29 protein-coding genes are annotated in these 21,148 nt (G+C 63.7%); 13 read left to right on the forward strand and 16 right to left on the reverse strand.

From position 1 onward, the window contains the following. Nucleotides 1-3 precede the first annotated feature (3 nt). Entirely contained in the window at nt 4-444 is a 441-nt protein-coding gene (gloA, locus tag ASC75_RS03845) for a lactoylglutathione lyase (protein ID WP_055970703.1), read from the reverse strand. A gap of 225 nt (nt 445-669) precedes the next feature. Between gloA and ASC75_RS03850 the strand changes: the two genes are divergently transcribed. The 3 genes from ASC75_RS03850 to ASC75_RS03860 are packed head-to-tail and all read left to right on the forward strand — an operon-like array spanning nt 670 to nt 2,618. Further along, the gene (locus ASC75_RS03850) at nt 670-1,266 is read left to right on the forward strand and encodes a cold-shock protein (protein WP_055970704.1); all 597 of its coding nucleotides are present in this window, start codon (nt 670-672) and stop codon (nt 1,264-1,266) included. Nucleotides 1,267-1,290: 24 nt separating this feature from the next. After that, the gene (locus ASC75_RS03855; protein WP_055970705.1) at nt 1,291-1,809 is read left to right on the forward strand and encodes a DUF192 domain-containing protein; all 519 of its coding nucleotides are present in this window, start codon (nt 1,291-1,293) and stop codon (nt 1,807-1,809) included. Between the two features lie 41 nt (nt 1,810-1,850). Continuing rightward, nucleotides 1,851-2,618, forward strand: a complete 768-nt coding sequence (locus ASC75_RS03860) for an alpha/beta hydrolase (RefSeq protein ID WP_162244890.1) — start codon at nt 1,851-1,853, stop codon at nt 2,616-2,618. A gap of 4 nt (nt 2,619-2,622) precedes the next feature. Here ASC75_RS03860 and ASC75_RS03865 read toward each other — a convergent pair whose 3' ends face one another. Together ASC75_RS03865 and ASC75_RS03870 are read right to left on the reverse strand one after the other, a co-directional pair. Beyond that, nucleotides 2,623-3,213 (reverse strand): hypothetical protein, encoded by a 591-nt coding sequence (locus ASC75_RS03865; protein ID WP_055970707.1) that lies wholly within the window; start codon nt 3,211-3,213, stop codon nt 2,623-2,625. Between the two features lies 1 nt (nt 3,214). Further along, nucleotides 3,215-3,997 (reverse strand): enoyl-CoA hydratase-related protein, encoded by a 783-nt coding sequence (locus tag ASC75_RS03870; protein ID WP_055970708.1) that lies wholly within the window; start codon nt 3,995-3,997, stop codon nt 3,215-3,217. A 129-nt stretch (nt 3,998-4,126) separates the two neighbouring features. On the opposite strand from ASC75_RS03870, the gene cysE reads away from it, so the two are divergent. Together cysE and ASC75_RS03880 are read left to right on the forward strand one after the other, a co-directional pair. Then, nucleotides 4,127-4,975 (forward strand): serine O-acetyltransferase, encoded by an 849-nt coding sequence (gene cysE, locus ASC75_RS03875; protein ID WP_055970709.1) that lies wholly within the window; start codon nt 4,127-4,129, stop codon nt 4,973-4,975. 127 nt (nt 4,976-5,102) lie between these two features. Continuing rightward, nucleotides 5,103-5,306, forward strand: a complete 204-nt coding sequence (locus ASC75_RS03880; protein ID WP_055970710.1) for a DUF3126 family protein — start codon at nt 5,103-5,105, stop codon at nt 5,304-5,306. A gap of 40 nt (nt 5,307-5,346) precedes the next feature. Here the strand turns inward: ASC75_RS03880 and ASC75_RS03885 are convergent, their stop codons facing one another. Beyond that, complete coding sequence (locus ASC75_RS03885) at nt 5,347-6,072, reverse strand: hypothetical protein (protein WP_055970711.1); 726 nt, start codon at nt 6,070-6,072, stop codon at nt 5,347-5,349. A 204-nt stretch (nt 6,073-6,276) separates the two neighbouring features. Here ASC75_RS03885 and ASC75_RS03890 point away from each other — a divergent pair, with 204 nt between their 5' ends. After that, nucleotides 6,277-6,810: a gamma carbonic anhydrase family protein gene (locus tag ASC75_RS03890; protein WP_055970712.1), complete on the forward strand. Its 534-nt coding sequence runs from the start codon at nt 6,277-6,279 to the stop codon at nt 6,808-6,810. Here ASC75_RS03890 and ASC75_RS25830 read toward each other — a convergent pair. From ASC75_RS25830 to ASC75_RS03905, 4 genes are all read right to left on the reverse strand, one after another. Then, a complete protein-coding gene (locus tag ASC75_RS25830; RefSeq protein ID WP_156381098.1) occupies nt 6,807-6,971 on the reverse strand; it encodes a hypothetical protein in 165 nt (54 codons plus the stop codon). The two genes, ASC75_RS03890 and ASC75_RS25830, sit on opposite strands and share 4 nt — an antisense overlap. Before the next feature lie 203 nt (nt 6,972-7,174). After that, on the reverse strand, nt 7,175-7,693 hold the full coding sequence (locus ASC75_RS03895; protein WP_244487752.1) for a transglutaminase-like cysteine peptidase: 519 nt from the start codon (nt 7,691-7,693) through the stop codon (nt 7,175-7,177). Between the two features lie 563 nt (nt 7,694-8,256). Beyond that, the gene (locus ASC75_RS03900) at nt 8,257-8,874 is read right to left on the reverse strand and encodes a PilZ domain-containing protein (RefSeq protein WP_055970715.1); all 618 of its coding nucleotides are present in this window, start codon (nt 8,872-8,874) and stop codon (nt 8,257-8,259) included. Between the two features lie 117 nt (nt 8,875-8,991). Further along, complete coding sequence (locus ASC75_RS03905) at nt 8,992-9,630, reverse strand: PAS domain-containing protein (protein ID WP_055970717.1); 639 nt, start codon at nt 9,628-9,630, stop codon at nt 8,992-8,994. Nucleotides 9,631-10,008: 378 nt separating this feature from the next. On the opposite strand from ASC75_RS03905, the gene ASC75_RS03910 reads away from it, so the two are divergent. Beyond that, the gene (locus ASC75_RS03910; protein ID WP_055970719.1) at nt 10,009-10,743 is read left to right on the forward strand and encodes a rhomboid family intramembrane serine protease; all 735 of its coding nucleotides are present in this window, start codon (nt 10,009-10,011) and stop codon (nt 10,741-10,743) included. A gap of 101 nt (nt 10,744-10,844) precedes the next feature. Beyond that, entirely contained in the window at nt 10,845-11,276 is a 432-nt protein-coding gene (locus ASC75_RS03915) for a CBS domain-containing protein (protein ID WP_055970721.1), read from the forward strand. Between the two features lie 54 nt (nt 11,277-11,330). On the opposite strand, the gene ASC75_RS03920 is transcribed toward ASC75_RS03915, so the two are convergent. Continuing rightward, nucleotides 11,331-11,588: a YjhX family toxin gene (locus ASC75_RS03920; RefSeq protein WP_055970724.1), complete on the reverse strand. Its 258-nt coding sequence runs from the start codon at nt 11,586-11,588 to the stop codon at nt 11,331-11,333. Between the two features lie 344 nt (nt 11,589-11,932). On the opposite strand from ASC75_RS03920, the gene gatB reads away from it, so the two are divergent. Next, nucleotides 11,933-13,435 carry an Asp-tRNA(Asn)/Glu-tRNA(Gln) amidotransferase subunit GatB gene (gatB, locus tag ASC75_RS03925; protein ID WP_055970726.1) on the forward strand — a complete coding sequence of 501 codons (1,503 nt, stop codon included), beginning with the start codon at nt 11,933-11,935 and terminating at the stop codon, nt 13,433-13,435. A gap of 2 nt (nt 13,436-13,437) precedes the next feature. Next, the gene (locus tag ASC75_RS03930) at nt 13,438-13,929 is read left to right on the forward strand and encodes a GNAT family N-acetyltransferase (protein WP_055970727.1); all 492 of its coding nucleotides are present in this window, start codon (nt 13,438-13,440) and stop codon (nt 13,927-13,929) included. A gap of 169 nt (nt 13,930-14,098) precedes the next feature. Here the strand turns inward: ASC75_RS03930 and panC are convergent, their stop codons facing one another. From panC to ASC75_RS03945, 3 genes are all read right to left on the reverse strand, one after another. Then, entirely contained in the window at nt 14,099-14,944 is an 846-nt protein-coding gene (panC, locus tag ASC75_RS03935) for a pantoate--beta-alanine ligase (RefSeq protein WP_055970729.1), read from the reverse strand. After that, complete coding sequence (gene panB, locus ASC75_RS03940) at nt 14,941-15,777, reverse strand: 3-methyl-2-oxobutanoate hydroxymethyltransferase (protein WP_055970731.1); 837 nt, start codon at nt 15,775-15,777, stop codon at nt 14,941-14,943. The genes panC and panB overlap by 4 nt, the downstream gene beginning before the upstream one ends. 134 nt (nt 15,778-15,911) lie before the next feature. Continuing rightward, nucleotides 15,912-16,394 carry a hypothetical protein gene (locus tag ASC75_RS03945; protein ID WP_055970733.1) on the reverse strand — a complete coding sequence of 161 codons (483 nt, stop codon included), beginning with the start codon at nt 16,392-16,394 and terminating at the stop codon, nt 15,912-15,914. A gap of 157 nt (nt 16,395-16,551) precedes the next feature. Here ASC75_RS03945 and ASC75_RS03950 point away from each other — a divergent pair, with 157 nt between their 5' ends. The 3 genes from ASC75_RS03950 (at nt 16,552) to ASC75_RS03960 (ending at nt 18,123) form a co-directional block, all read left to right on the forward strand. Next, on the forward strand, nt 16,552-16,950 hold the full coding sequence (locus ASC75_RS03950; protein ID WP_055970734.1) for an NADH:ubiquinone oxidoreductase subunit NDUFA12: 399 nt from the start codon (nt 16,552-16,554) through the stop codon (nt 16,948-16,950). A 316-nt stretch (nt 16,951-17,266) separates the two neighbouring features. Then, nucleotides 17,267-17,677, forward strand: coding sequence for a DUF2155 domain-containing protein (locus ASC75_RS03955; RefSeq protein ID WP_244487753.1), 411 nt, complete (start codon nt 17,267-17,269; stop codon nt 17,675-17,677). 68 nt (nt 17,678-17,745) lie between these two features. Next, entirely contained in the window at nt 17,746-18,123 is a 378-nt protein-coding gene (locus ASC75_RS03960) for a hypothetical protein (RefSeq protein ID WP_055970736.1), read from the forward strand. 6 nt (nt 18,124-18,129) lie between these two features. Here ASC75_RS03960 and aat read toward each other — a convergent pair whose 3' ends face one another. From aat to aroQ, 4 genes are read right to left on the reverse strand one after another with little or no spacing between them, the layout of a single operon-like run. Continuing rightward, nucleotides 18,130-18,747: a leucyl/phenylalanyl-tRNA--protein transferase gene (gene aat / locus ASC75_RS03965; protein ID WP_055970738.1), complete on the reverse strand. Its 618-nt coding sequence runs from the start codon at nt 18,745-18,747 to the stop codon at nt 18,130-18,132. 12 nt (nt 18,748-18,759) lie between these two features. Then, the gene (gene accC / locus ASC75_RS03970) at nt 18,760-20,103 is read right to left on the reverse strand and encodes an acetyl-CoA carboxylase biotin carboxylase subunit (protein ID WP_055970741.1); all 1,344 of its coding nucleotides are present in this window, start codon (nt 20,101-20,103) and stop codon (nt 18,760-18,762) included. Nucleotides 20,104-20,120: 17 nt separating this feature from the next. Continuing rightward, nucleotides 20,121-20,591, reverse strand: coding sequence for an acetyl-CoA carboxylase biotin carboxyl carrier protein (gene accB / locus ASC75_RS03975; protein WP_055970742.1), 471 nt, complete (start codon nt 20,589-20,591; stop codon nt 20,121-20,123). Between the two features lie 27 nt (nt 20,592-20,618). Then, a complete protein-coding gene (gene aroQ / locus ASC75_RS03980) occupies nt 20,619-21,053 on the reverse strand; it encodes a type II 3-dehydroquinate dehydratase (RefSeq protein ID WP_055970743.1) in 435 nt (144 codons plus the stop codon). Between the last annotated feature and the right edge of the window lie 95 nt (nt 21,054-21,148).

The following is a 21,148-nucleotide window of genomic DNA, read 5'->3' on the forward strand; positions in this document are numbered from 1 at the left end:
CCTTTACCAGGAACCGGTGTTCGGCATCGACAGCCACGGCTCTGCCGGAGTCTGCCGCTCGCCCTTCTGCAGCAGTTCGATGGAGATGCCGTCGGGCGACTTGATGAAGGCCATGTTGCCGTCGCGCGGCGGGCGGTTGATGGTGACGCCCTTGTTCATCAGGTCCTGGCAGGTGGCGTAGATGTCGTCGACTTCGTAGGCGAGATGGCCGAAGTTGCGGCCGCCCTGATAGTCTTCCGGGTCCCAGTTGTAGGTGAGCTCCAGCAGCGGGGCCTGGCGGGAGGCGCCGGCGCTTTCGTCATCGGATCCGGCGAGGAAGATCAACGTGTAGCGGCCCTTCTCGTTGGTGGAACGTCGGATCTCCTTCATGCCGAACTTGTTGCAGTAGAAGTCCAGCGAGGCGTCGATGTCTTTGACGCGGACCATGGTGTGCAGATAGCGCATCTCGGTTCCTCAGAAGTTCAGGGGATGTCGGGCCGATACATAGGGCGGGTGCTGCGCACTCGGCAACCGCCGCGGCAACTTTTCCGCGGAACTGGCGCGAAGCTTGTGTCTATCTGGTGGGCAAGTCGAAAAAGGGCAGAACGGCCCTTGCGTAAGTCCAAAGCGGAAGTGTTAATCTTATTTCAAGAATCAGTAGTGGCGTTTGCAAGGAAAGGGGGCGTTCTGATGGGGGAAAAGGCCTCTCTCTTGGTGCGGAGCGGCGAAGGCCGCGAAGCTTTCGAGCATGATGACATCGCTGATGGCGCCGGCCTCGTCGAGGTTTCCGGCGCCATAAAATGGTTTGACGTGGCCAAGGGCTACGGCTTCATTCTTCCCGATGGCGGCGGTGCCACCGATGTGCTGCTGCACGTCACCTGCCTGCGCCGCGACGGGTTCCAGACCGCCCTCGAAGGCGCCCGCGTGGTTTGCCTGGTCAAGCAGGGCGACCGCGGCCTGCAGGCCTTCCGCGTGCTTTCCATCGACAATTCGACCGCCGTGCACCCTGCCGAGATGCAGGAGCAGCGCACCCACGTCGCCGTGACCGCCGAGAGCGGGCTGGAGCGCGCGCTGGTCAAGTGGTTCAACCGCACCAAGGGGTTCGGCTTCCTGACGCGCGGCGAGGGCACCGAGGACATCTTCGTCCACATGGAGACGCTGCGCCGCTTTGGCGTGACCGAGCTCCGTCCGGGGCAGGTTGTCCTGGTCCGTTTCGGCAAGGGCGACAAAGGCCTTATGGCTGCCGAAATTCACCCCGATCTAGGAACCTTGCCGGTCTCGCACTAGGCTGAGACCGCCGCAGGGGAATGTATGACCAGACGTAAATCGCTTTTGGCTGGCATGACCGGCGCCGCATGGCTTGCGGCAGCCGTTTTTGTCGTTTCGCTCTCCTCGACCCCGCCGGTCCTTGCCCAGCAGGCGATGGCATTGCCGGCCGATCCCGAGCCGCTGGTCGCGGTCACCGCCAAGGGCGAGGTTTCCTTCCGCATCGAAGTTGCCGACGAACCGGGCGAACGCGCCATGGGGCTGATGCACCGCAAGGACCTTGCCGACGACCAGGGCATGCTGTTCGTCTTCGAGCAGACCCAGCCGGTCGGCTTCTGGATGAAGAACACGCCGCTGCCGCTCGACCTCGTTTTCGTCGGCCCGGACGGCAAGGTGCTCGACATCCAGCAGGGCACGCCGTTTTCGGAAGCCGTCATCGCGCCTGACGAACCGGCGCGTTTCGTGCTTGAACTCAAGGCCGGCACGGCGGCACGGACCGGCATCGCCGACGGCATCGTGCTGAAGCATCGGGCGATCACCGCCGCGGCTGGCAATCCCGGCTGAGGCGAGATCCCAGCCAAAGACCATTCGGAGCAACGATGGCAATCGATCACTTTTCCCACGAAGGTTTCGACCTGGCGTTTCTCGACCAGGCGCCGGCGAACGGTCGCGGCGACCCGGTGCTGATGATCCACGGATTTGCTTCCAGTCATTACGTCAACTGGGTGTCGCCCGGCTGGTTCAAGACGCTGACCGAGGCCGGCTACCGCGCCATCGCCTTCGACAATCGCGGCCATGGCGGCTCGTCGAAGAGCTATGACGAGGCCGACTACACACCGGGCAAGATGGCTGGTGATGCGCTGGCGCTGCTCGACCATCTCGGCATCGAGCGCGCCCATGTCATGGGGTATTCGATGGGCGCCCGCATCTCCGCCTTCCTGGCGCTCGAGGCACCGGAGCGGGTGGCGACACTGGTGTTCGGCGGGCTTGGCATTGGCATGGTTGACGGCGTCGGCGACTGGGACCCGATCGCTTCGGCGCTGCTGGCACAGGATCCGGAGACGATCACCCATCGTCGCGGCAAGTCGTTTCGTGCCTTCGCCGACCAGACGCGCAGCGACAAGCGGGCGCTTGCCGCCTGCATCGCTACCTCACGCGAGTTGCTGACGGAAGCCGACATGTCCCGCATCACCCAGCCGACGCTGGTGGCGGTGGGCACCACCGACGACATCGGCGGCTCGGCAGCCGAACTCGCCGCGCTGATGCCCAAGGCGGTCGCGTTCGACATAGAGGGCCGCGACCACATGCTGGCCGTCGGCGACAAGGCGTTCAAGAAGCGCGTGCTGGAGTTCCTGGCCGAAAACCCGGTCTGAGATACTAAGCGCTTAGCGCTTCCAGCGACCGTTCCATGTTTTCCCGTGCCTGCGCCTCGAAGCGCGCCACGAAAATGTCGGTGTGGAAGATGCGTGGCCGGGCCAGGAAATTGCGCAGCACGGCAGCGCGGCCGGCGCGCCAGTCGGCCTCGCTGACCCAGGCGTACTCGCGCCTGACGTTCGCCTCGTAGGCGTCGAACGTTGCCGGCGGTGCACCTAGGATCGACAGGTCCATGTCGAGCAGCAGGGCGGCATCGTTCCTTGCGGACGTATCCTCGAAGGTCGGCACCTCATGCGTGGCGGTGGCTTCGATCATCGTGACGATGCGGGCGAGGCGAGGCGCGTCGACCTGCTCTTTCAGCTTGCCGGCGGCGAGGGCGGCGCTCAATGCCTCGTTGTCCTTGCGGCGGCTGTCGTAGATCGCATCGTGGAACCAGATGGCTGCCTCGACTGCGTCGGGGTCGGCGAACGCGGCACGATGCGCCTCAAGCAGCGCGAGCAGCGCCTCGATGTGGCGGATGCCGTGATAGTGGCGATCCTTGGCCTCGTAGAGCCTGATCAGTTCGGCCTTCGTGCCCTCGTCGATCAGTGACATGTCATCGCCCTCTGAACACAGGCGTGCGACGGGCGTGGAAGGCCGCGCGGCCCTCGGCATAGTCAGTACTGACGAAGGTGGTGTCGCCGACGGCCTGGGCAAGGGCGGCTTCGTCGGCATCGTGGCTGAGTGCGGCGCGGATGGCAGCCTTGGAGGCCCGTACCGACAGCGGCGCGTTCTCGGAAATGGTGCGGGCGATCTCGCTGATGCGCGTGTCGAACCGGTCGGCCTCGACGATTTCAAGCAGGAAACCCGCGCCAAGTGCCGCCCGCGCGTCGATGCGCCCGGCGGTGTAGGTGAGGTAGCGGGCCATTTGCGGGCCCGCGGCCCAGACGATGTCGCCCATGGCATCCTGCGGATAAGCGAGGCCCAGGCGCGCCGCCGGCACCGCGAACCGCGCGTCAGCCGTGGCGATGCGCAGGTCGCAGGCGGCCGCAAGGCCGAAACCGCCGCCGAAGCAGATGCCGCGGATCGCGGCGATGACTGGAATGGCGCAGTTGCGCAGGGCGGCGAAGGCTGCAGAATTGGTCGCCTCGTAGGCGCGCGCGCTTTCGGCGGTGCCGCGCAGCGTGTCGAATTCGCCGATGTCGGCGCCGGCGGAAAAATCGTCGCCGGCACCGCGCAGAACGATGACCCTGGCGTCGGGATCGGCCGAAAATGCGTTCACGCGAGCGGCCAGATCGACCCACATCGCCTGGGTTACGGCATTCTTGCGCGCGGAGCGGTTGATGACGATGGTCGCTACGCCATCGTTCGTTGTGACCAGTAAGGGTTCAGTTTCCATGGCGCCTTGAATATCCGTGAACCAAATCCATCTGAACGAGCACTAAGGAAAATTGAGTTCAATCGTGCTAGCATGTGGCTTATATGTCCGACGCGGCATTGCACAAGCCGGCAGTGAACGGAGACGTCGATGAACACCATATCCGCAGCGCGCCCGAGCTCGGTGAAGCCGGTTGACCCGATCTGGAAGTCGGTGCGCGACGAGGCGACGGACGCGGTGGCGGGCGATCCGCTGCTGGCGGCGTTCCTCTATGCCACGATCCTCAACCAGGACACGCTGGAGGAGGCGGTGATCCATCGCCTGGCCGAGCGGCTGGCGCATCAGGATCTCGGCGCCGATCTCATTCGCCAGACATTCGATGCCATGCTCGAGGACAGCCCGGACTGGAGCGACACCGTTCGCACCGACATCCAGGCCTATTACGACCGCGACCCGGCCTGCGACCGCTATCTGATGCCGGTGCTGTATTTCAAGGGTTTCCACGCCATCCAGACGCATCGCCTGGCGCACTGGCTGTGGAACCGCGGCCGCAAGGATTTTGCGCTCTACCTCCAGAGCCGCTCGTCTTCGGTGTTCCAGACCGACATCAACCCGGCGGCGCGCATGGGCAAGGGCATCTTCATCGACCATGCCACCGGGCTGGTCGTCGGCGAGACCGCCGTCATCGAGGACGATGTCTCGATCCTGCACGGCGTGACGCTGGGCGGCACCGGCAAGGCCGGCGGCGATCGCCATCCCAAGATCCGCTATGGCGTGCTGATCGGCGCCGGCGCCAAGATCCTCGGCAATATCGAGGTCGGCCATTGCTCGAAGATCGCGGCCGGCTCGGTGGTGCTGTCGCCGGTTCCGCACAACAAGACGGTGGCAGGCGTGCCCGCGCGCGTCGTCGGCGAAACCGGCTGCGACCGGCCGTCGAGCCAGATGGACCAGCTGTTGCCGTCGCAGACCATGGACCATGTCGTCAGCTTCGACATCTGAGGTCGGACGCCGGCGCTGATGACGGCGCTGGACGCGATTTGCGCGGGAGTAAGCCAAGCCTTGCCTTTACAGGGCCATGCTTGGCGTGTCAGAAGCGCGTCTCTTAACGACAAGCCGGAGAAGCCAGTTGAAGCCGGAAGAAATCCGAAAACTCGACGCCTATTTCAAGCGCCAGTTCCAGAACCCCACGCTTCAGGTCAAGGCGCGTCCGCGCAAGGACGACTCGGCCGAAGTCTATATTGGTGACGAATTCCTCGGCATCGTCTTCAAGGACGAAGACGATGGCGACTACAATTTCTCGATGGCGATCCTCGACATCGACCTAGCCTGATCGTTGATCAAGCCTGACGCCGCGCGCTTGACGCGTGGCGTCATTCGACGTGCAGCATGGCATTGGCCTTGGCGACGATCGTCGCATCCAGCGCACGCCAGTCTCCCAAAAGCTCCCGCGGAAACCGGTAGGTCATGCTCAGGCCGTTGCCGACGAAGACGTCGCGTTCGCAAGGTGCCAGGGATTCGTCAGCTTCGGTGCCATTGAGGCAACGGGCGACAAAGGCCGGTTCGCCGCTGCGCGCTGCAACCGCCAGCACCTCGTTGAGATAGCCGGACGTCTCGCTGAAGCCGAACAACGTCATGCCCTCGGGGCCGGGAACGCCTGGCTTGACGGTGAGCGCGTTGTAGATCGGCGCAAGCCGCCCGCTCATGTCGCGCGTCATCACGCGGGGCTCGAGGCTCACGAAGATGATGCGCTTGTTGCCGTCGAGATTGTTGAAGGCCGGACGCGCAGCTTCGCTGTAGCCGTCCAGTTCGGGCCAGCGCAGGTAGAGGTCGAGGCGGCTGGCCACGCCGTCGCGACGGGCTTTTTCGAAGCGGATCGTATTGGCGGGAGCCGCAATGACGTCGTTGCCGATGACGATCTCGCGCGTCGTCATGTCGTCGGTGTAACCGGCCATGGCGATGGTGTGGCCGAACCAGCGGCCGCCGAAGCTGATCGCCAGCGACAGCGCAGCCAGGACGGCCAAGCCGCAGAAGACCTTCATCATCAGCGCCGAATCGACGATTTCGAAACCGGAGCTTTCAGCTGCCTCTTGTTTCATTCGTCGTCTCCAGGGTGCCGGCCATCCGGATCTGCGCGGTTGGATGTCGCTGCGACCAGGTCGCAAGTCTTGCCATCCATGGGCCTGATATTCATCCGACATTGCGCGAGCATGGTTAACGGCGCGTTAAGCGCATGTCGCGCGCTTGCCTTGCGGGCGGTCCCTAAATAGGTTGCGCGCCACCAACGGATGAGGATTTTGACGATGCCGCTTTACGCACTCGACGGGGTCGAACCGGAGTTCGAGGATCGGCCCAGCAACTGGATTGCGCCGGATGCTGCGGTTGTCGGCGATGTCAGGATCGGGCGCGATGTCGGCATCTGGTTCGGCGCGGCCATTCGCGGCGACCGCGAGACGATCACCATCGGTGCGCGCTCCAATGTTCAGGAGCACACGGTGATGCACACCGACCCGGGCTTCCCGCTGACCATCGGCGAGGGATGCACCATCGGCCACCGCGCCATCCTGCACGGCTGCACCATCGGCGACAATTCGCTGATCGGCATGGGCGCGATCGTGCTCAATGGCGCGAAGATCGGCAGGAACTGCCTGGTGGGGGCAGGTGCGCTGGTGACCGAAGGCAAGGAATTTCCGGACAATTCGCTGATCGTCGGCTCCCCCGCCAAGGTCATTCGTACACTCGACGATGCCGCTGCGGAGCGCCTCGGGAAATCCGCCACCGACTACGTTGCCAACCAGCGCCGCTTCGATGCCGGGCTCACGAAGATCGCGGATTAGGCTAGGTAGCCGGCGGCGAAGGACATTGCGAGCAGCAGGCCTACCAAGATCACGATCTTCCACGGTTTGCGGCGGTGGATCTTGCCAAGCCGGTCCTCGGCTCGGAATTCATCGAGGGATCGAAGTCGTTTCCTGAGTTCTACCGCGGTCGCCTGAGCCATGTGACTATCCGTTTCAGTCGGAAAAGGCGGAGCCGGCCCGGGGACTTGGGCCGGCTCCTAGACCCGGTCGTTGGGGACGGGGAGGGTGGGGACGCGACCGGGTTTCTCGCTGCGCATGATCCCGAAACATCGGAACCGATCATGCGCCGTTTCAAAGTGTCGCGACGTCCCATGTGCCCCAGGGACGCGCGGCGCTGCAGAACCTAGCGAACCGACGCGACCGCGTCGGCGCGGCCATCGTTGATGGCAATCCAGACGCCCGAATTCCGTTCGGACTGGCGCTTGAGATAGGTGTAGGGCGTCTCGTTCCAGGCCATGACCTGGGTGTCGAGATTGTCGAGCACGAACTCGCCGAGGTTGGTGCGCACTGTCAGCACGGCGTGGCCCTCGCCGTTCGGCTGGCGCGCGACGGTGATGAGCAGGTTGCCGGCCGGAACGCCCAGGGACATCAGGCGGCGGCGCTTCTCCAGGACATAGTCTTCGCAGTCGCCGGCGCCCGTGGTCGGGTAGGACCAGACTTCCTCCTGGCCCCACATCTCCATGTCGGTGCGTGGAGCGACCGCGGTGTTGACCTCGTCGTTGATCGCGACGATCTCTTTCCACAGGCTGCGGGTCAGTTCGACGGGGGCGCTACTGGCGGTCTTTTCGCTGCATTCGATCGGCGAGCGCTTGCACAGCTCATAATGGCCGACGGGCTGCGTGGTGCGGCCGTTGGTCTGCATGGCCACCGGCGCGGCAAGCGCGCCGCCAATGGCGCCGGCCTGAAGTGTCGCGGCCAGAAGAAGAAGCCATCCCCGACGCTTGAACATTTTGTAGTCTCCCCGTTTGAGGAGACAATGACAGGCGCGGATTTATTTCACGCAAAACAGCGAAGTAGATGTTGAGTAAAAACCGGAGAGAACTCTCATAAACAAAGAATAGAATAATAATAAAACTTGCAGAAAATTTGATTACAATTTTATCGAGTTGGCGCGGCTGTCGAGTTTGGAGCGGGATGTTTGCGTGTGGATGACGTGGCGGAGCTCCGAGGATTCATGCCGCAGTCGAGCTATAGGCACCGCGGTCCAACGTTCAGTTGTCCTGGCGTGGAACAGCCACGCAGTCGCGCCTTTGCATTCAGTCTCGTGGAACTGCCTTGTTCGCGGAACTGCCATGCAAGCGCCGGAGCAAGGCATCGGGATGCATGTTGCCCGGTTTCGGTTCGGGCCAAGCGCAATAGCTCGGCCTGCCGGGGCAGTCCGGGCGATATCCTGTTGTGTGGAAAGCCTTGGTCGGCGGCCGGCCGTCAGGTGCGCGGCCGGTTAAATTCCGAATCCAGCGATTCCGGGCGCTGGACGACGGCGAACTCGATGGCGACGCCGTCCTCGAAATGGCGGACGATCTGGCCGCGCATGGTGCCGAGCGTCACCTGGACGCCGATCGCCGGCTTGACCTCGATCTCGACGGCTGCGCCTGAAAGCGAAAGGTCGATGATGCGGCAGGGATATTGCCGGCCGTCGATGAGCTGCAGCACGCTGACCGGGTTGCGCGGCGCCACGCGTTCGTGGCGGCGGTCCTCGGGCAGGTCGAGCTCATGCTTGTTGGCGAGCCAGGTGAGCTGTGCCGCCAGCTTGTCCTTCTTGCGGTCCGACGCGATAACGGTCATGGCAAAACCGTCCGACAAGGTGCGGGTGACGACGCCTTCGACGCGGCCGATGTGGTCGATATAGGCGATCACCTTTTCGCCCGGCATGCCCGAGCGGTCGGAGCGGAAGGCGACGTTGCCGGGCGACATGTCGACCACCTGGCCGGCATGCTCGGTGCGATCCTCGAGCATGAAGCGGCCATAGATCTTCACGCGGACGCGCTGGAAATTCCGCCGCTCCGCCCGTGACGGCGCGTAGTCCATCGCCGCTGGCCTCATGCTAACCTCATATCCGCAGGCTCCTATCGAACAGCTTCGGGGAGCTATTCTGGAAAAATACCGCCGGAGAGGTTAACAAAACGCGTAGTTTTCTACCGTTGCGTGAGGTTGCTGACGCTATTCCTCGCGTCCGCCTTCGAGAACGAACAGATGGCGGATGCGGCGGGCACCGTCGAGCGGGTTCTGCTCGCCTTCCAGGGCAGAATCGCTCGGCGCGAGCGACGGCACGGTGACGGCCGGGCGGTTCTTGAGGAACATCGGCTCGAGGTCCGGATCGACGACGCGCACGCTTTCGATCGAGGCGTCGGTGAGCGGGTCGGAACCGAGCCAGAACGGCCGCTCGACGCTGGACAGCACGCCCAGGCTGCGCGGGTTCTCTATGCCTCCGTCGAGCGGCAAAAGCAGCATCTCGAAGGTCGTGGCGCGCCGGTTCGAGGTGAAGCCCTCGAACGTGATGACGACCACCGATTTCTGCTGGAACACGCCATAGGCGAGGCGGGCCATCAGCCGCTGGTCCTTTTGGCGCCACAGCGAGGGGAACGAAAAGCCCTTGAGCTCGCGGCCGAAGGTGGCGCAGAGCCTTGTACCGGCGAGGCGGAAGACCGCTTCGCCGCGGGCGTCGCGCTCGAGGATGAAAGTGTCGGCAAGCAGGCCCTTGATGTCGGCCGGTTCGACCTCCGTGCGTTTGGGTGCGGGTCTGCCGTCGCGAAGGCGGTTCCAGTATTGGAACAGTGCCAGCGATCCTTTCTGTTTCATATTGCTCCGCTCCGAGCGCTTCCGTGCCTGATGTGCCATCCGAGGACAGAATCGCTTCAATCTTGAGGACTACATGAGGCGCGGAGCAGGACGCGTGCCAGTCACAGTAACAGTTGTTAACGCTTGGGGGTCGGTAAGGTTAACAAAGGGTTTACGTTGCCGGCCGGGACCATCCGTGAGATGTTCAAGTCACTCCATGAAGTGGCCGCTTAGCCGCGGCCGGCAGCACTTCAGTCAAAGGTTTATTGGGGACGGGCAGGGGGGCTCGACCAGCCGTCCAGGGGAAACCCTGGGCGGCTTTCTTTTTTGCGCTTTCAGCTCGGCTGTTCTAGATGGGGTCCGGGCCCACCCGCCCGAAGAGACCCGGATCAGAGGCGCATGAGCGAACAGCCAAGTCCCATCGACAATACCCGCGACATGGACGAGCAACTGCCTTCGCGGCGCGAACCGGTGTTCAACCTGCCGCCGGTTGTCGTGGCCGTCATCGGCATCTGCGTCGCCATCCACCTGGTGCGTGTCTACCTGCTCAGCCTCGACCAGGATCTCTGGCTGCTGATCCGCGCGGCCTTCATCCCGATCCGCTATTCCGGCCAGTTCGATATCGATGTCTATGCCTTCACCACGCCGCTGACATACGCCTTCTTGCATGGCGGCTTTGCTCATCTGATCATCAACATGGTCTGGCTCGCGGCCTTTGGCTCGCCTTTGGCGAACCGGCTCGGCGTCCTGCGGTTCTGCATCTTCTTTGCGGTGACCACGCTCGCTGCGGTGGCGCTGCACTACGTGCTCCACCCCCTCGACCAGGCGCCGCTGGTCGGTGCGTCGGGTGCCATTTCGGGCATGATGGGTGCCGCCGCGCGCTTCAGCTTCCAGATCGACCGATCGCACGGCAAGCCGGCCTTCGCCGGTGCGCCGCTGCCGATCCGCGATGTGTTCCGGTCGCGCGCGACGGTGACGTTCCTGGCGGTCTGGATGGTGGTCAACCTCGTCACCGGCCTGGTCGGTCTTGCCCCCGGCGACGATAGCCAGATCGCCTGGGAGGCGCATATCGGCGGGTTCCTGGCGGGGTTCCTGGGCATCCGGTTTTTTGACCGCGGACCAAAATACGCCTGAGTGCGTTGTACTTGAAATGCTGACTAATGCAGAGCACCATGCACTTGGCTCCATGGGCCGCATGGAGTGTTTACGCAGACCGACAGCAGCAGGAGGACCCGATGACAGTGAAGGCTATTCTTGAGCGGAAGGGCCATGACGTTTTTACCATTGGGCCCAACGTGCAGTTGTCGGAGGCGGTCAGTATCCTTGCCGAACATCGTATCGGCGCTCTTGTCGTCACCAATGGCGACCGCAAGATCGTCGGCATCCTTTCGGAGCGCGACGTCGTCCGCATCATCGGCAAGGAAGGCGGTGCCGCCCTTGAAAAGACGGTGCGCGAAGTGATGACCCCCAAGGTCAAGATCTGCAACGAAAACCACACGGTCAACCAGGTGATGGAGATCATGACCGTTGGCCGCTTCCGCCATCTGCCCGTCGAGCGCGACGGCTATCTCTACGGCATCGTCTCCATCGGCGACGTCGTCAAGCGCCGCATCGAGGATGTCGAGCGCGAGGCGGAGGAGATCAAGGCCTACATCGCCACCGCCTGAAGGCGGCGAAAATAGCGCCGGACCCGCTTTTGACGCGGATCCGGCGACTTTGCGCTACCTGTTGTCGAGCTCGGGGCGCACCAGTTTCAGGCCGACCCTGGTGATGCGGTACGGCCCGCCTTGCGACGAGGCGACAGCCTTCCTTCGCTTCAGCTTCCTGAAGAGATCGAGATCGAAGTCCGGATATTGCCAGCCATCGCGGGTGAGGCACATCACCGCTTCGATCTTGTTGTTGTCGTCTTTTTCGATTTCGATCCGCCCGCCCTGGGCGAGCAGGTGCAGGATGCGCTGCTCTATGCGCGATATGTTCATGTCTGGATGAGTCCTGGAAAACCTGGCCAGACAGCCAACTGAGCTGAACGGCCAAAACAAAAAGCCGCAGCCGCGATCGCTCACGGCACGGGGTTTCTGGTTTTCACGCCCCGCCTTCAGGAGAAGGTCGGGGCCTTAGCGGGACTCAGACGAGGTGAACATCCAAACTCCATCGGGATGGCACTGATATAGCCAGATTGCGCCCAGGATGCCAGCCGGGGCGCGGCTTTGTCGTCTTATGGGCAGGCGACAGTTGCAACGGGGCAACGATTGATCTAGCGAAACGGGACGATTTGTCGTTCGCCGACAGGCGACAAAACAGACACGGACGTATTCGGATTACCATGAGCATCATCGACACCCGCACGCCCGACGCCAAGCGTCTCATTCCCGGTGCCACCGGTGACTGGGAAGTCATCATCGGCCTGGAGGTCCATGCCCAGGTGACGTCGGAGGCAAAGCTGTTCTCAGGCGCTTCGACGGCTTTCGGCGCCGAACCCAACGCCAATGTCAGTCTTGTCGATGCGGCGATGCCCGGCATGCTGCCCGTCATCAACGAGGAATGCGTGCGCCAGGCGATCCGCACCGGCCTTGGCCTGAAGGCGCAGATCAACCTCAAGTCGGTCTTTGACCGCAAGAACTATTTCTATCCCGACCTGCCGCAGGGCTACCAGATCTCGCAGTTCAAGCAGCCGATCGTCGGCGAGGGCACGATGACCATTTCGGTCGGTCCCGACCGCAAGGGCGAGTTCGAGGACATCGAGATCGGCATCGAGCGCCTGCATCTGGAGCAGGATGCCGGCAAGTCGATCCACGACCAGCACCCGACGATGTCCTACGTCGACCTCAACCGCTCTGGCGTGGCGCTGATGGAGATCGTTTCCAAGCCCGACATGCGCTCGGCCGACGAGGCCAAGGCCTATGTCACCAAGCTGCGCACCATCGTGCGCTATCTCGGCACCTGCGACGGCAACATGGACGAAGGCTCGATGCGCGCCGACGTCAACGTCTCGGTGCGCCGTCCCGGCAGCGAGTTTGGCACTCGCTGCGAGATCAAGAACGTCAACTCGATCCGCTTCGTCGGCCAGGCCATCGAATACGAGGCGCGTCGCCAGATCGCCATTATCGAGGACGGCGGCAAGATCGACCAGGAGACCCGCCTGTTCGACCCCAACAAGGGCGAGACGCGCTCGATGCGCTCCAAGGAAGAGGCGCACGACTACCGCTACTTCCCCGATCCGGACCTTCTGCCGCTCGAATTCGACCAGGCCTATGTCGACGAACTCGCCAAGGACCTCGTCGAACTGCCCGACGATAAGAAGGACCGCCTGGTCAAGGCGCTCGGCCTGTCGGTCTATGACGCCTCGATCCTGGTCTCGGAAAAGTCGATTGCCGACTATTTCGAGAAGGTGGCAGCCGGCCGCGACGGCAAGCTTGCCGCCAACTGGGTCATCAACGACCTGCTGGGTGCCTTGAACAAGGCCGGCAAGGACATCGAGAACGCCCCTGTTACGCCGGACCAGCTCGGCGCCGTCATCGACCTGATCAAGGAAGGCACGATTTCCGGCAAGATCGCCAAGGACCTGTTCGAGATCGTCTGGAACGAGGGCGGCGATCCGCGCGAGCTGGTCGAAAGCCGCGGCATGAAGCAGGTCACCGACACCGGCGCCATCGAGAAGGCTGTCGACGACGTCATTGCCGCCAACCCCGACAAGGCCGATCAGGCTCGCGCCAAGCCGACCATGGCCGGCTGGTTCGTCGGCCAGGTGATGAAGGCGACAGGCGGCAAGGCCAATCCGCAGGCCGTCAACGACCTCGTCAAGGCCAAGCTCGGCATCGAGGAATAGAGATGTTCGTACGCACGGCGAGCGAGCGCGACCTTGAGACGATCAAGGCGCTGCTCGCCGAGACGTGGCATGCGACCTATGACGCGATCTACGGCGCCCAGCGTGTCGACGAGATCACTACGGAATGGCACTCGCTGGCCTCGCTCAAGGCGCGGCTGACCAAGCCGAATTCCGAGTTCCTGGTTGCCGACGACGGCAAGAAGATCGCCGGCATGGCATATGCTGCGGCAACAAGCGACGCCAAGGTGGTGATGCTGCACCAGCTTTACGTGCGCCCTGCCAATCAGCGCGCCGGTATCGGCAGGATGCTGCTCGACGAGGTCGAGCAATGCTTTCCCGAGGCCCGGACCTTGCGCCTTGAAGTGGAACAGGCGAATGCCGGCGCTGTCGCCTTCTACAAGGCGAATGGCTTCGAGCGCGTCGGCGACACCGATAACTGCGGAACCGGACAGTCCGGCATTCCGGCGCTGATCTTCGAGAAGGTGCTTGGCTGAGACAGCTCTACCCTTCCCTTTGTGGGGAGGGTCGATCCGCGAAGCGGAGCGGGGTGGGATCGAATATTCCGGCCAGCTATCGCGTGTTGGTACCCCCACCCCGCGTCACGCGAGCTGCTGCGCAGCTCCCGTTCCGCGACCCTCCCCTCAAGGGGGAGGGTGGAAGCGCCTACCGCGCTGCGACCTCGACATTGTCGATCAGCCGTGTCTTGCCGAGCCGCGCCGCGATCAGCACGCGGCCGTCGCGGTCCTTGCGCCATGGTGCCAGCGTCACGCTTTCCCGTGCCTCGACATAGTCGACGACGTCGAACCCGGCAGCAAGGATCGCCTGACGGGCGCTGGCCATCGTCGACGCCTCGTCTGCACCGTCTTCGAGGGCGGTCGCAGCCTTGCGCAGCACCTTGTTGAGCTGGCGCGCCATGTCGAGTTCGGCTGCGCTGAGATAGGCGTTGCGCGACGACATCGCGAGGCCTTCGGCATCGCGGATCGTCGGTGAACCGAGCACCTCGACCGGCAGGTCGAGATCGCGGCACAGCTTCTTGACCACGCAAAGCTGCTGGTAGTCCTTCTCGCCGAAGACGGCGAGGTCTGGGGCCGCCTGGATGAACAGCTTGCCGACGACTGTGGCGACGCCGTCGAAGAAGGCCGGGCGGAAGTCGGTTTCGAGCCCGGCAGAGGGGCCGCCCACCGAGATCGCCGTGGCGAAGCCTTGCGGATAGACCTCGTCGACGCCCGGCGTGAAGGCGAGGTGGACTCCCGCGTGGTCGAGCTTTTCGAGGTCGAGCGCCAGCTGGCGCGGATATTTGTCGAGGTCTTCGGTCGGTGCGAACTGGCGCGGATTGACGAAGATCGAGACGATGCAGCGGTCGGCGCGCTCAAGCGCCGCGCGCATCAGCGAGACGTGGCCGTCATGCAGGGCACCCATGGTCGGCACCAGCGCGACCTTGAGACCCTCGGCACGCCAGGCCTGCACCTGGGCGCGGAGGGCGGCGATGGTTTCGACGACGGAAGTCATGCCTTGTCCTTGCTCAGTGAAAACAGGTGTTCCGGCCCGGGAAAGGCGCGGCTGCGGACATCCCTCGCATAGTCTGCCGCGGCCTTGGATACCGTGTCGCGCAAAAGGGCATATTCCTTGACGAACTTGGGCACCCGGTCGACGGTGAGGCCGATGGCGTCGTCGATGACCAGGACCTGGCCGTCGCACTTGTCGCTGGCGCCGATGCCGATGGTCGGGATCGAGATGCGCCGGGTGATCTCCGTGGCCACCGGCTCCACCGTGCCCTCGATGACCACCGAAAACGCGCCGGCGGCTTCGACAGCCCTGGCATCGGCATAGAGCAGTTCGGCATTGGCCTCCGAGCGGCCCTTGATCTTGTAGCCGCCTTCTTTTTCGACCGACTGCGGCAGCAGCCCGATATGGCCCATCACCGGGATGCCGGCGGCGACGATGGCCGCGATCTGCGCGGCAATGGCCACGCCGCCTTCCAGCTTGACCGCATCGCAGCCGGTCTCGTCGACCAGGCGCCTGGCGCAGGCGACGGCGTTTTCGACTGTATCCTCGTAGCTGCCGGCCGGCATGTCGACGACGACGCAGGCGCGGCTCGAACCGCGCATCACCGCCTGGCCGTGGGCGACCATCATGTCCATCGTCGCCCCAAGCGTGTTCGGATGGCCGTGCAGGACCATGGCGACGCTGTCGCCGATGAGCAGCAGGTCGACATGCGGGTCGAGCAGGCGGGCGATGGGATAGGTATAGGCGGTGAGGCAGACGATGGGGTCGCCACCCTTGCGGGCCGACAACTCGGCGGGCGTGATGCGGCGGCCAGCCACAGGCGCGTCAGAAGCCATGTCTTTTCCTCCCTCGGCCGGCACCGGCCTAAGCCAGTCCGTGAGCCCGCATTGGGCCAGAGTCCATTACGGACCGGCTAATATTTTTGCAAGTGCGAGATCAAGGTGTGAGCACGTGCGAGATGAAGCCGCCGTCACGCCAGGTTGCGAGCCGCTTCTTCCTGGGCCAACCTGCGGATGTAGACGGCGAATTCCGGGTCTTCGCCGGGCAGCAGCTGGGGCAGGGCGTGGCGGAAATCCTCGCGCCGGCACCATTCGCGCATGAAGTCCTCCCACGAGCTCCAGCGGCGCCTCCGGCGCTCCGGCATATCGGGTTCGTAGGCAACCAGATAGGCGCGCTCGAACAATGCGATGAGGATGGCGAACATCGCCAGCAAGCGGTCGCGCTGCTCGTCGTCAAGGTCGAGCGTGGCCTTTTCGGACTGCAGCCTGAGGTCGGAATGCTGGAGCGACAGGGTGAGGAAGCTGGTGTAGCCGTCGGAGAGCATCTGGTAGATCTCTTCCTCCTCGTTGACCCGCTCCTTGCGCTGTTCGTAGACGAATATGAAGATGGCGAGCGGCAGGCCGAAGATCGTCACCAGCATGCTCAGCAATTCAACGATTTGCATGAAGGGCATGTGTCGCCGTCCCATCTGACGCCTGAGACGACAGTAGGTTGTGATTGATCGCCTGCCAATCGTCGCAGGAGGCAAGTTGCACGTTCTATACACTTGCCTTCGCGCGAGCCTGACGCCATAAGCAGGAGACTTTCGACGCGCCTGCCGCGAGGATCCGATGAAGAAATTCCTTGTCCAGTTTTTCACCTGGTGGAACGGCCAGACCCTTGGCACGCGCCTGCATACCTGGCGCAAAGGCACCAAGGTGGGCCAGGACGAATTCGGCAACGTCTACTACGAAGGCGGCAAGGATTCCGAGGGCCGCACGCGCCGCTGGGTGATCTACAACGGCGTTTCGGAAGCGTCGATGATTCCGCCCGGCTGGCACGGCTGGATGCATCACCGCGTCGACGTGGCGCCGTCGCAGGACAAGTACATTCCACGCGAGTGGCAGAAGGGGCACCAGCCCAATCTCACCGGCACCTCCGGCGCCTACCGTCCCAAGGGCTCGGTGCTCGGCAACACGCATCGCCCGCAGGTTACCGGCGACTACGACGCCTGGACCCCCGGCTCGTAAGGCGACAGCTCTTCGGCGCGGACATTTGTCGCCACAATTGGCGGCTAACTGCTTGCCCATGGGTGTCAGGCGTTTAGCCTTGGCGCATTGGGAATCACCGAGTGCACAACACTCCGGGCGCAACGGCGGTAACGACTGTATGACACTTCCTGGCCGGGTTCCGTCGAGCGGACGATCGAAGGCGAAAGCCCTGCTTGCTGCTGTGGCCCTGTGCGCCGGCCTTGGTCAGGCAACGGCCCAGGACAGCATCGAGCGCCTGCCACTCGACCAGCAGGTCGAGCAGGGCGATGACTTGCCGGCAATCGACATCGAGCCCTTGCCCGGAGAAGGCCAGCCGGCCCCGAGCCAGGCTCAGCCGGCGCCGCAGGCCGCAGCGCAGCCGCAACGCATCAAGAACCCGATCGCCGAGTTCGCCGGCATCGACAAGATCACCGGCCGCATCATCACCTTCGACGTCTATGTCGACGAGACCGTGCAGTTCGGTGCGCTGCAGGTGACGCCGCGCGTCTGCTACTCCAGGCCGGAGAACGAGGAGCCGAAGACGGACTCCTTCGTCGAGGTCGACGAGATCACGCTCGACCGCAAGATCAGGCGCATCTTCACCGGCTGGATGTTCGCCGAGAGCCCGGGCCTCAACGCCGTCGAGCACGCTGTCTATGACGTCTGGCTGAAGGCCTGCAAGCAGAAGTCGGACGTGCCGGCGCCGGAAGCTGCCAAGACCAACTGATCTTTGTCGGAACCGCATCCGCTGCCTGACGTTTGTCGTGACGAGCAACGACAGCGGAGGATGATGCCGTGACCGTCAACCGTGACGAACTCCTCGAACTCGAGCGCGAATTCTGGACCGGCGATCAGGAGTTCTTTGCCGAGAACGCCGACAGGGAGTGTCTTGTGGCATTCCCCGAGATGGCATGCGTTATGAGCAATGCCGAACTGGCGGCCACCGCGACGAAGCCCAGTCGCTGGCGAAATCTGGAAATGCAGGTTGAAGGCATCGTCGAGCCGGGCAGCGACATCGTCATGCTGACCTATCACGCCAAGGCGATACGCGAGAATGGCGAGCCTTATTCGGCGCTTGTCAGCACCGGCTACGTCCACCGCCTCCAGGGCTGGAAGATGATGTTCCACGCCCATACGCCGACCGAACCGCAGGACGGAAAGGCTGCAAAATAACGGCTTTCAGGGGGCGAAAGAGGCCTCGCCGACCAGCGCCTTGGCCAGCATCTTTTCATATTTGTCGCGCGGCACGTCGACCGCGCCGAAACGCTTGAGATGGTCGGTCGTGAACTGCGTGTCGAGCAGCAGGAAACCGCGTGCCTGGAGCCGCTCGACCAGGCGCACGAGACAGACCTTCGACGCATCCTTCTCGCGCGAGAACATGCTTTCGCCGAAGAAGGCACGGCCCAGCGACACGCCATAGAGGCCGCCGACAAGCTCGCCATCGCGCCAGGCTTCCACCGAGTGCGCGTGGCCGATGCGGTGGAGATGGGTGTAGGCCTCGCGGATCGGCGCGTTGATCCAGGTCGACAGGCGCCCAGCGCGCCGTTCGGCGCAGGCATCGATCGTCGCCTCGAAGTCGCTGTCGAAACGCACCTCGAAATGGCCTTGCCGGATCGTCTTGGCGAGGCTGTGCGGCACGTGGAAGCCATCGAAGGGAATGATGCCGCGCGTCTCGGGCCGGACCCAGAAGACCTCCGGATCCGACGCGCTTTCGGCCATGGGAAAGACGCCCGACGCATAGGCCTTCAGCAGAAGGTCCGTGGGTATGCTGTAGCCGGGCGCATAGGGGCGCGTCATTCGCCCCCCTGTCTACTCGCCTTTCGCGAGGTGCTTTTCCAACCAGTGGATGTCGTAGTCGCCATTTGCAATATCAGGGTTGCCAACGAGTTCACGGAACAGAGGCAACGTCGTCTTGATACCATCTACCACGAATTCGTCGAGCGCGCGCCTGAGACGCATCATGCATTCGACGCGGTTGCGGCCGTGCACGATCAGCTTGCCGATCAGGCTGTCGTAGTAGGGCGGGATCCGGTAGCCGGAATAGACGCCCGAATCGACGCGGATGCCGAGGCCGCCGGGGGTGTGGAAATGCGTGATCGTGCCGGGCGACGGCACGAAGGTGCGCGGATCCTCGGCGTTGATGCGGCATTCGATGGCATGGCCGTGGAAACGGATGTCGTTCTGCGTGACCGACAGGCCGCCGCCCGAGGCGACACGGATCTGCTCGTGCACGAGGTCGATGCCGGTGATCGCCTCGGTGATCGTGTGTTCCACCTGCAGGCGGGTGTTCATCTCGATGAAATAGAACTCGCCGTTCTCGTAGAGAAACTCGATCGTGCCGGCGCCGGAATAGCCGAGATTGGCCACCGCATTGGCGCAGATGTCGCCGATGCGCGAACGCTCTTCGCTATTGAGGGCGGGCGAATTGGCTTCTTCCCAGACCTTCTGGTGGCGGCGCTGCAGCGAGCAGTCGCGTTCGCCGAGATGCACGCCCTTGCCGGCGCCGTCGCCAAAGATCTGGACTTCGATGTGGCGCGGCTTCTGCAGGTACTTTTCGATGTAGACGGCGTCGTCGCCGAAGGCGGCACCGGCTTCGGAGCGCGCCGTCGCCAGCGCGATCTCAAGATCGGCCTCGGTGAGCGCGACCTTCATGCCGCGGCCACCGCCGCCGGCCGAGGCCTTGATGATGACCGGATAGCCGATCTCGGCGGCTACGCGCTTGGCTTCCTTCTCGTCGCTGACCGCACCTTCCGAACCCGGCACGACCGGGATGCCGAGGCGCTTGGCGGTGCGCTTGGCTTCGATCTTGTCGCCCATGATGCGGATGTGGTCGCCCGAGGGACCGATGAAGGTGATGTTGTGGGCCGCCAGGATGTCGGCGAACTTGGCGTTTTCCGACAGGAAGCCGTAGCCGGGATGGACGGCGTCAGCGCCGGTGATCTCGCAGGCAGCCACGATCTGGTGGATGTTGAGATAGCTGTCGCGCGACGGCGGCGGGCCGATGCAGACGCTCTCGTCGGCGAGGCGCACATGCATGGCGTCGGCGTCGGCGGTGGAGTGGACGGCAACCGTCTGGATGCCGAGCTCCTTGGCCGCGCGCAGCACTCTAAGGGCGATTTCGCCGCGATTGGCGATCAGGATTTTCTGGAACATGCGCGCAGCCTTCCGGCTTACTCGACGACGACGAGCGGCATGCCGTATTCGACAGGCTGCGCGTCTTCGATGAGGATCGCCTTGACCGTACCGGAGCGCGGCGACGGAATCTGGTTCATCGTCTTCATCGCTTCGATGATCAGCAGCGTCTGGCCTTCCTTGACCACGGTGCCGATTTCGACGAACGGCTTGGCATCCGGCGACGGCGCGAGATAGGCAGTGCCGACCATCGGCGAGGGGACGGCGTTCTTGGCGACATCGACGACCGCAGGTGCGGCGACCGCGGCCACCGGCGTCGAATTGACCGCCACGGGTGCCGCCATCATCGGGGCCGCGACCGCATGCACGGCCTGCGCTGCCTGGCGCGAGACGCGCACCTTGAGGTCGCCGAGCTCGACTTCGATCTCGGTCAGGTTGGTGTCGTTCAGGATTCCTGCGAGGTCGCGGACGAGCTGCTGGTCAACACCATCGGTCTTCTTCGTCGCCATGTTCAAACCTTTTCTGTCTGTTGCCGGTCAGAGCCGGGCTGCCAGCGCCTGCAGCGCCAGCGTGTATCCGAGCGGCCCGAAGCCGCAGATCATGCCCACGGCCACCGGCGCCACCATTGATTTGTGGCGGAAGGCTTCGCGGGCGTGGATGTTGGAAAGATGTACCTCGGCGACCGGCAGCGGCGAGACGGCACGGATTGCGTCCTGCAATGCGATCGAGGTGTGGGTGTAGGCGCCTGCATTGAGCACGATGCCGACGGCTTTTTCGCCCGCCTCGTGAATCCAGTCGACCAGAACGCCTTCATGGTTCGTCTGGCGGAATTCGACCGCAAGGCGGAGCGAAGCTGCTGCCGCCCGGCAGTCGGCTTCGATGTCGGCCAGGGTCTTGCCGCCATAGATGCCGGGCTCGCGCTTGCCCAGCATGTTAAGGTTCGGACCGTTGAGGACGTAAACCGTTTTCAAATTACAGACCTTTCCACCCGCCAGATCCTCTCTGGCGCGGCGGACCCTCTATAATCGGCATAAGCCGTCGCGGAAAGAGCGCAAGCAACTTCTTG

The sequence above is a fragment of the Aminobacter sp. DSM 101952 genome, from assembly GCF_001424795.1.
Taxonomy (GTDB): domain Bacteria; phylum Pseudomonadota; class Alphaproteobacteria; order Rhizobiales; family Rhizobiaceae; genus Aminobacter; species Aminobacter aganoensis.

Bases quoted from the DNA above. Each gene is read 5' to 3' on its own strand.
- ASC75_RS03855 (WP_055970705.1), top strand. From the start codon at position 1,291: ATGACCAGACGTAAATCGCTTTTGGCTGGCATGACCGGCGCCGCATGG.
- ASC75_RS03910 (WP_055970719.1), top strand. From the start codon at position 10,009: ATGAGCGAACAGCCAAGTCCCATCGACAATACCCGCGACATGGACGAG.
- ASC75_RS03905 (WP_055970717.1), bottom strand. From the start codon at position 9,630: ATGAAACAGAAAGGATCGCTGGCACTGTTCCAATACTGGAACCGCCTT.
- ASC75_RS03915 (WP_055970721.1), top strand. From the start codon at position 10,845: ATGACAGTGAAGGCTATTCTTGAGCGGAAGGGCCATGACGTTTTTACC.
- accC (WP_055970741.1), bottom strand. From the start codon at position 20,103: ATGTTCCAGAAAATCCTGATCGCCAATCGCGGCGAAATCGCCCTTAGA.
- aat (WP_055970738.1), bottom strand. From the start codon at position 18,747: ATGACGCGCCCCTATGCGCCCGGCTACAGCATACCCACGGACCTTCTG.
- ASC75_RS03850 (WP_055970704.1), top strand. From the start codon at position 670: ATGGGGGAAAAGGCCTCTCTCTTGGTGCGGAGCGGCGAAGGCCGCGAA.
- ASC75_RS03885 (WP_055970711.1), bottom strand. From the start codon at position 6,072: ATGAAACAAGAGGCAGCTGAAAGCTCCGGTTTCGAAATCGTCGATTCG.
- ASC75_RS03865 (WP_055970707.1), bottom strand. From the start codon at position 3,213: ATGTCACTGATCGACGAGGGCACGAAGGCCGAACTGATCAGGCTCTAC.
- gatB (WP_055970726.1), top strand. From the start codon at position 11,933: ATGAGCATCATCGACACCCGCACGCCCGACGCCAAGCGTCTCATTCCC.
- ASC75_RS03945 (WP_055970733.1), bottom strand. From the start codon at position 16,394: ATGCCCTTCATGCAAATCGTTGAATTGCTGAGCATGCTGGTGACGATC.
- ASC75_RS03890 (WP_055970712.1), top strand. From the start codon at position 6,277: ATGCCGCTTTACGCACTCGACGGGGTCGAACCGGAGTTCGAGGATCGG.
- ASC75_RS03900 (WP_055970715.1), bottom strand. From the start codon at position 8,874: ATGAGGCCAGCGGCGATGGACTACGCGCCGTCACGGGCGGAGCGGCGG.
- accB (WP_055970742.1), bottom strand. From the start codon at position 20,591: ATGGCGACGAAGAAGACCGATGGTGTTGACCAGCAGCTCGTCCGCGAC.
- ASC75_RS03930 (WP_055970727.1), top strand. From the start codon at position 13,438: ATGTTCGTACGCACGGCGAGCGAGCGCGACCTTGAGACGATCAAGGCG.
- gloA (WP_055970703.1), bottom strand. From the start codon at position 444: ATGCGCTATCTGCACACCATGGTCCGCGTCAAAGACATCGACGCCTCG.
- ASC75_RS03870 (WP_055970708.1), bottom strand. From the start codon at position 3,997: ATGGAAACTGAACCCTTACTGGTCACAACGAACGATGGCGTAGCGACC.
- ASC75_RS03895 (WP_244487752.1), bottom strand. From the start codon at position 7,693: ATGCAGACCAACGGCCGCACCACGCAGCCCGTCGGCCATTATGAGCTG.
- panC (WP_055970729.1), bottom strand. From the start codon at position 14,944: ATGACTTCCGTCGTCGAAACCATCGCCGCCCTCCGCGCCCAGGTGCAG.
- ASC75_RS25830 (WP_156381098.1), bottom strand. From the start codon at position 6,971: ATGGCTCAGGCGACCGCGGTAGAACTCAGGAAACGACTTCGATCCCTC.
- ASC75_RS03950 (WP_055970734.1), top strand. From the start codon at position 16,552: ATGAAGAAATTCCTTGTCCAGTTTTTCACCTGGTGGAACGGCCAGACC.
- ASC75_RS03920 (WP_055970724.1), bottom strand. From the start codon at position 11,588: ATGAACATATCGCGCATAGAGCAGCGCATCCTGCACCTGCTCGCCCAG.
- cysE (WP_055970709.1), top strand. From the start codon at position 4,127: ATGAACACCATATCCGCAGCGCGCCCGAGCTCGGTGAAGCCGGTTGAC.
- panB (WP_055970731.1), bottom strand. From the start codon at position 15,777: ATGGCTTCTGACGCGCCTGTGGCTGGCCGCCGCATCACGCCCGCCGAG.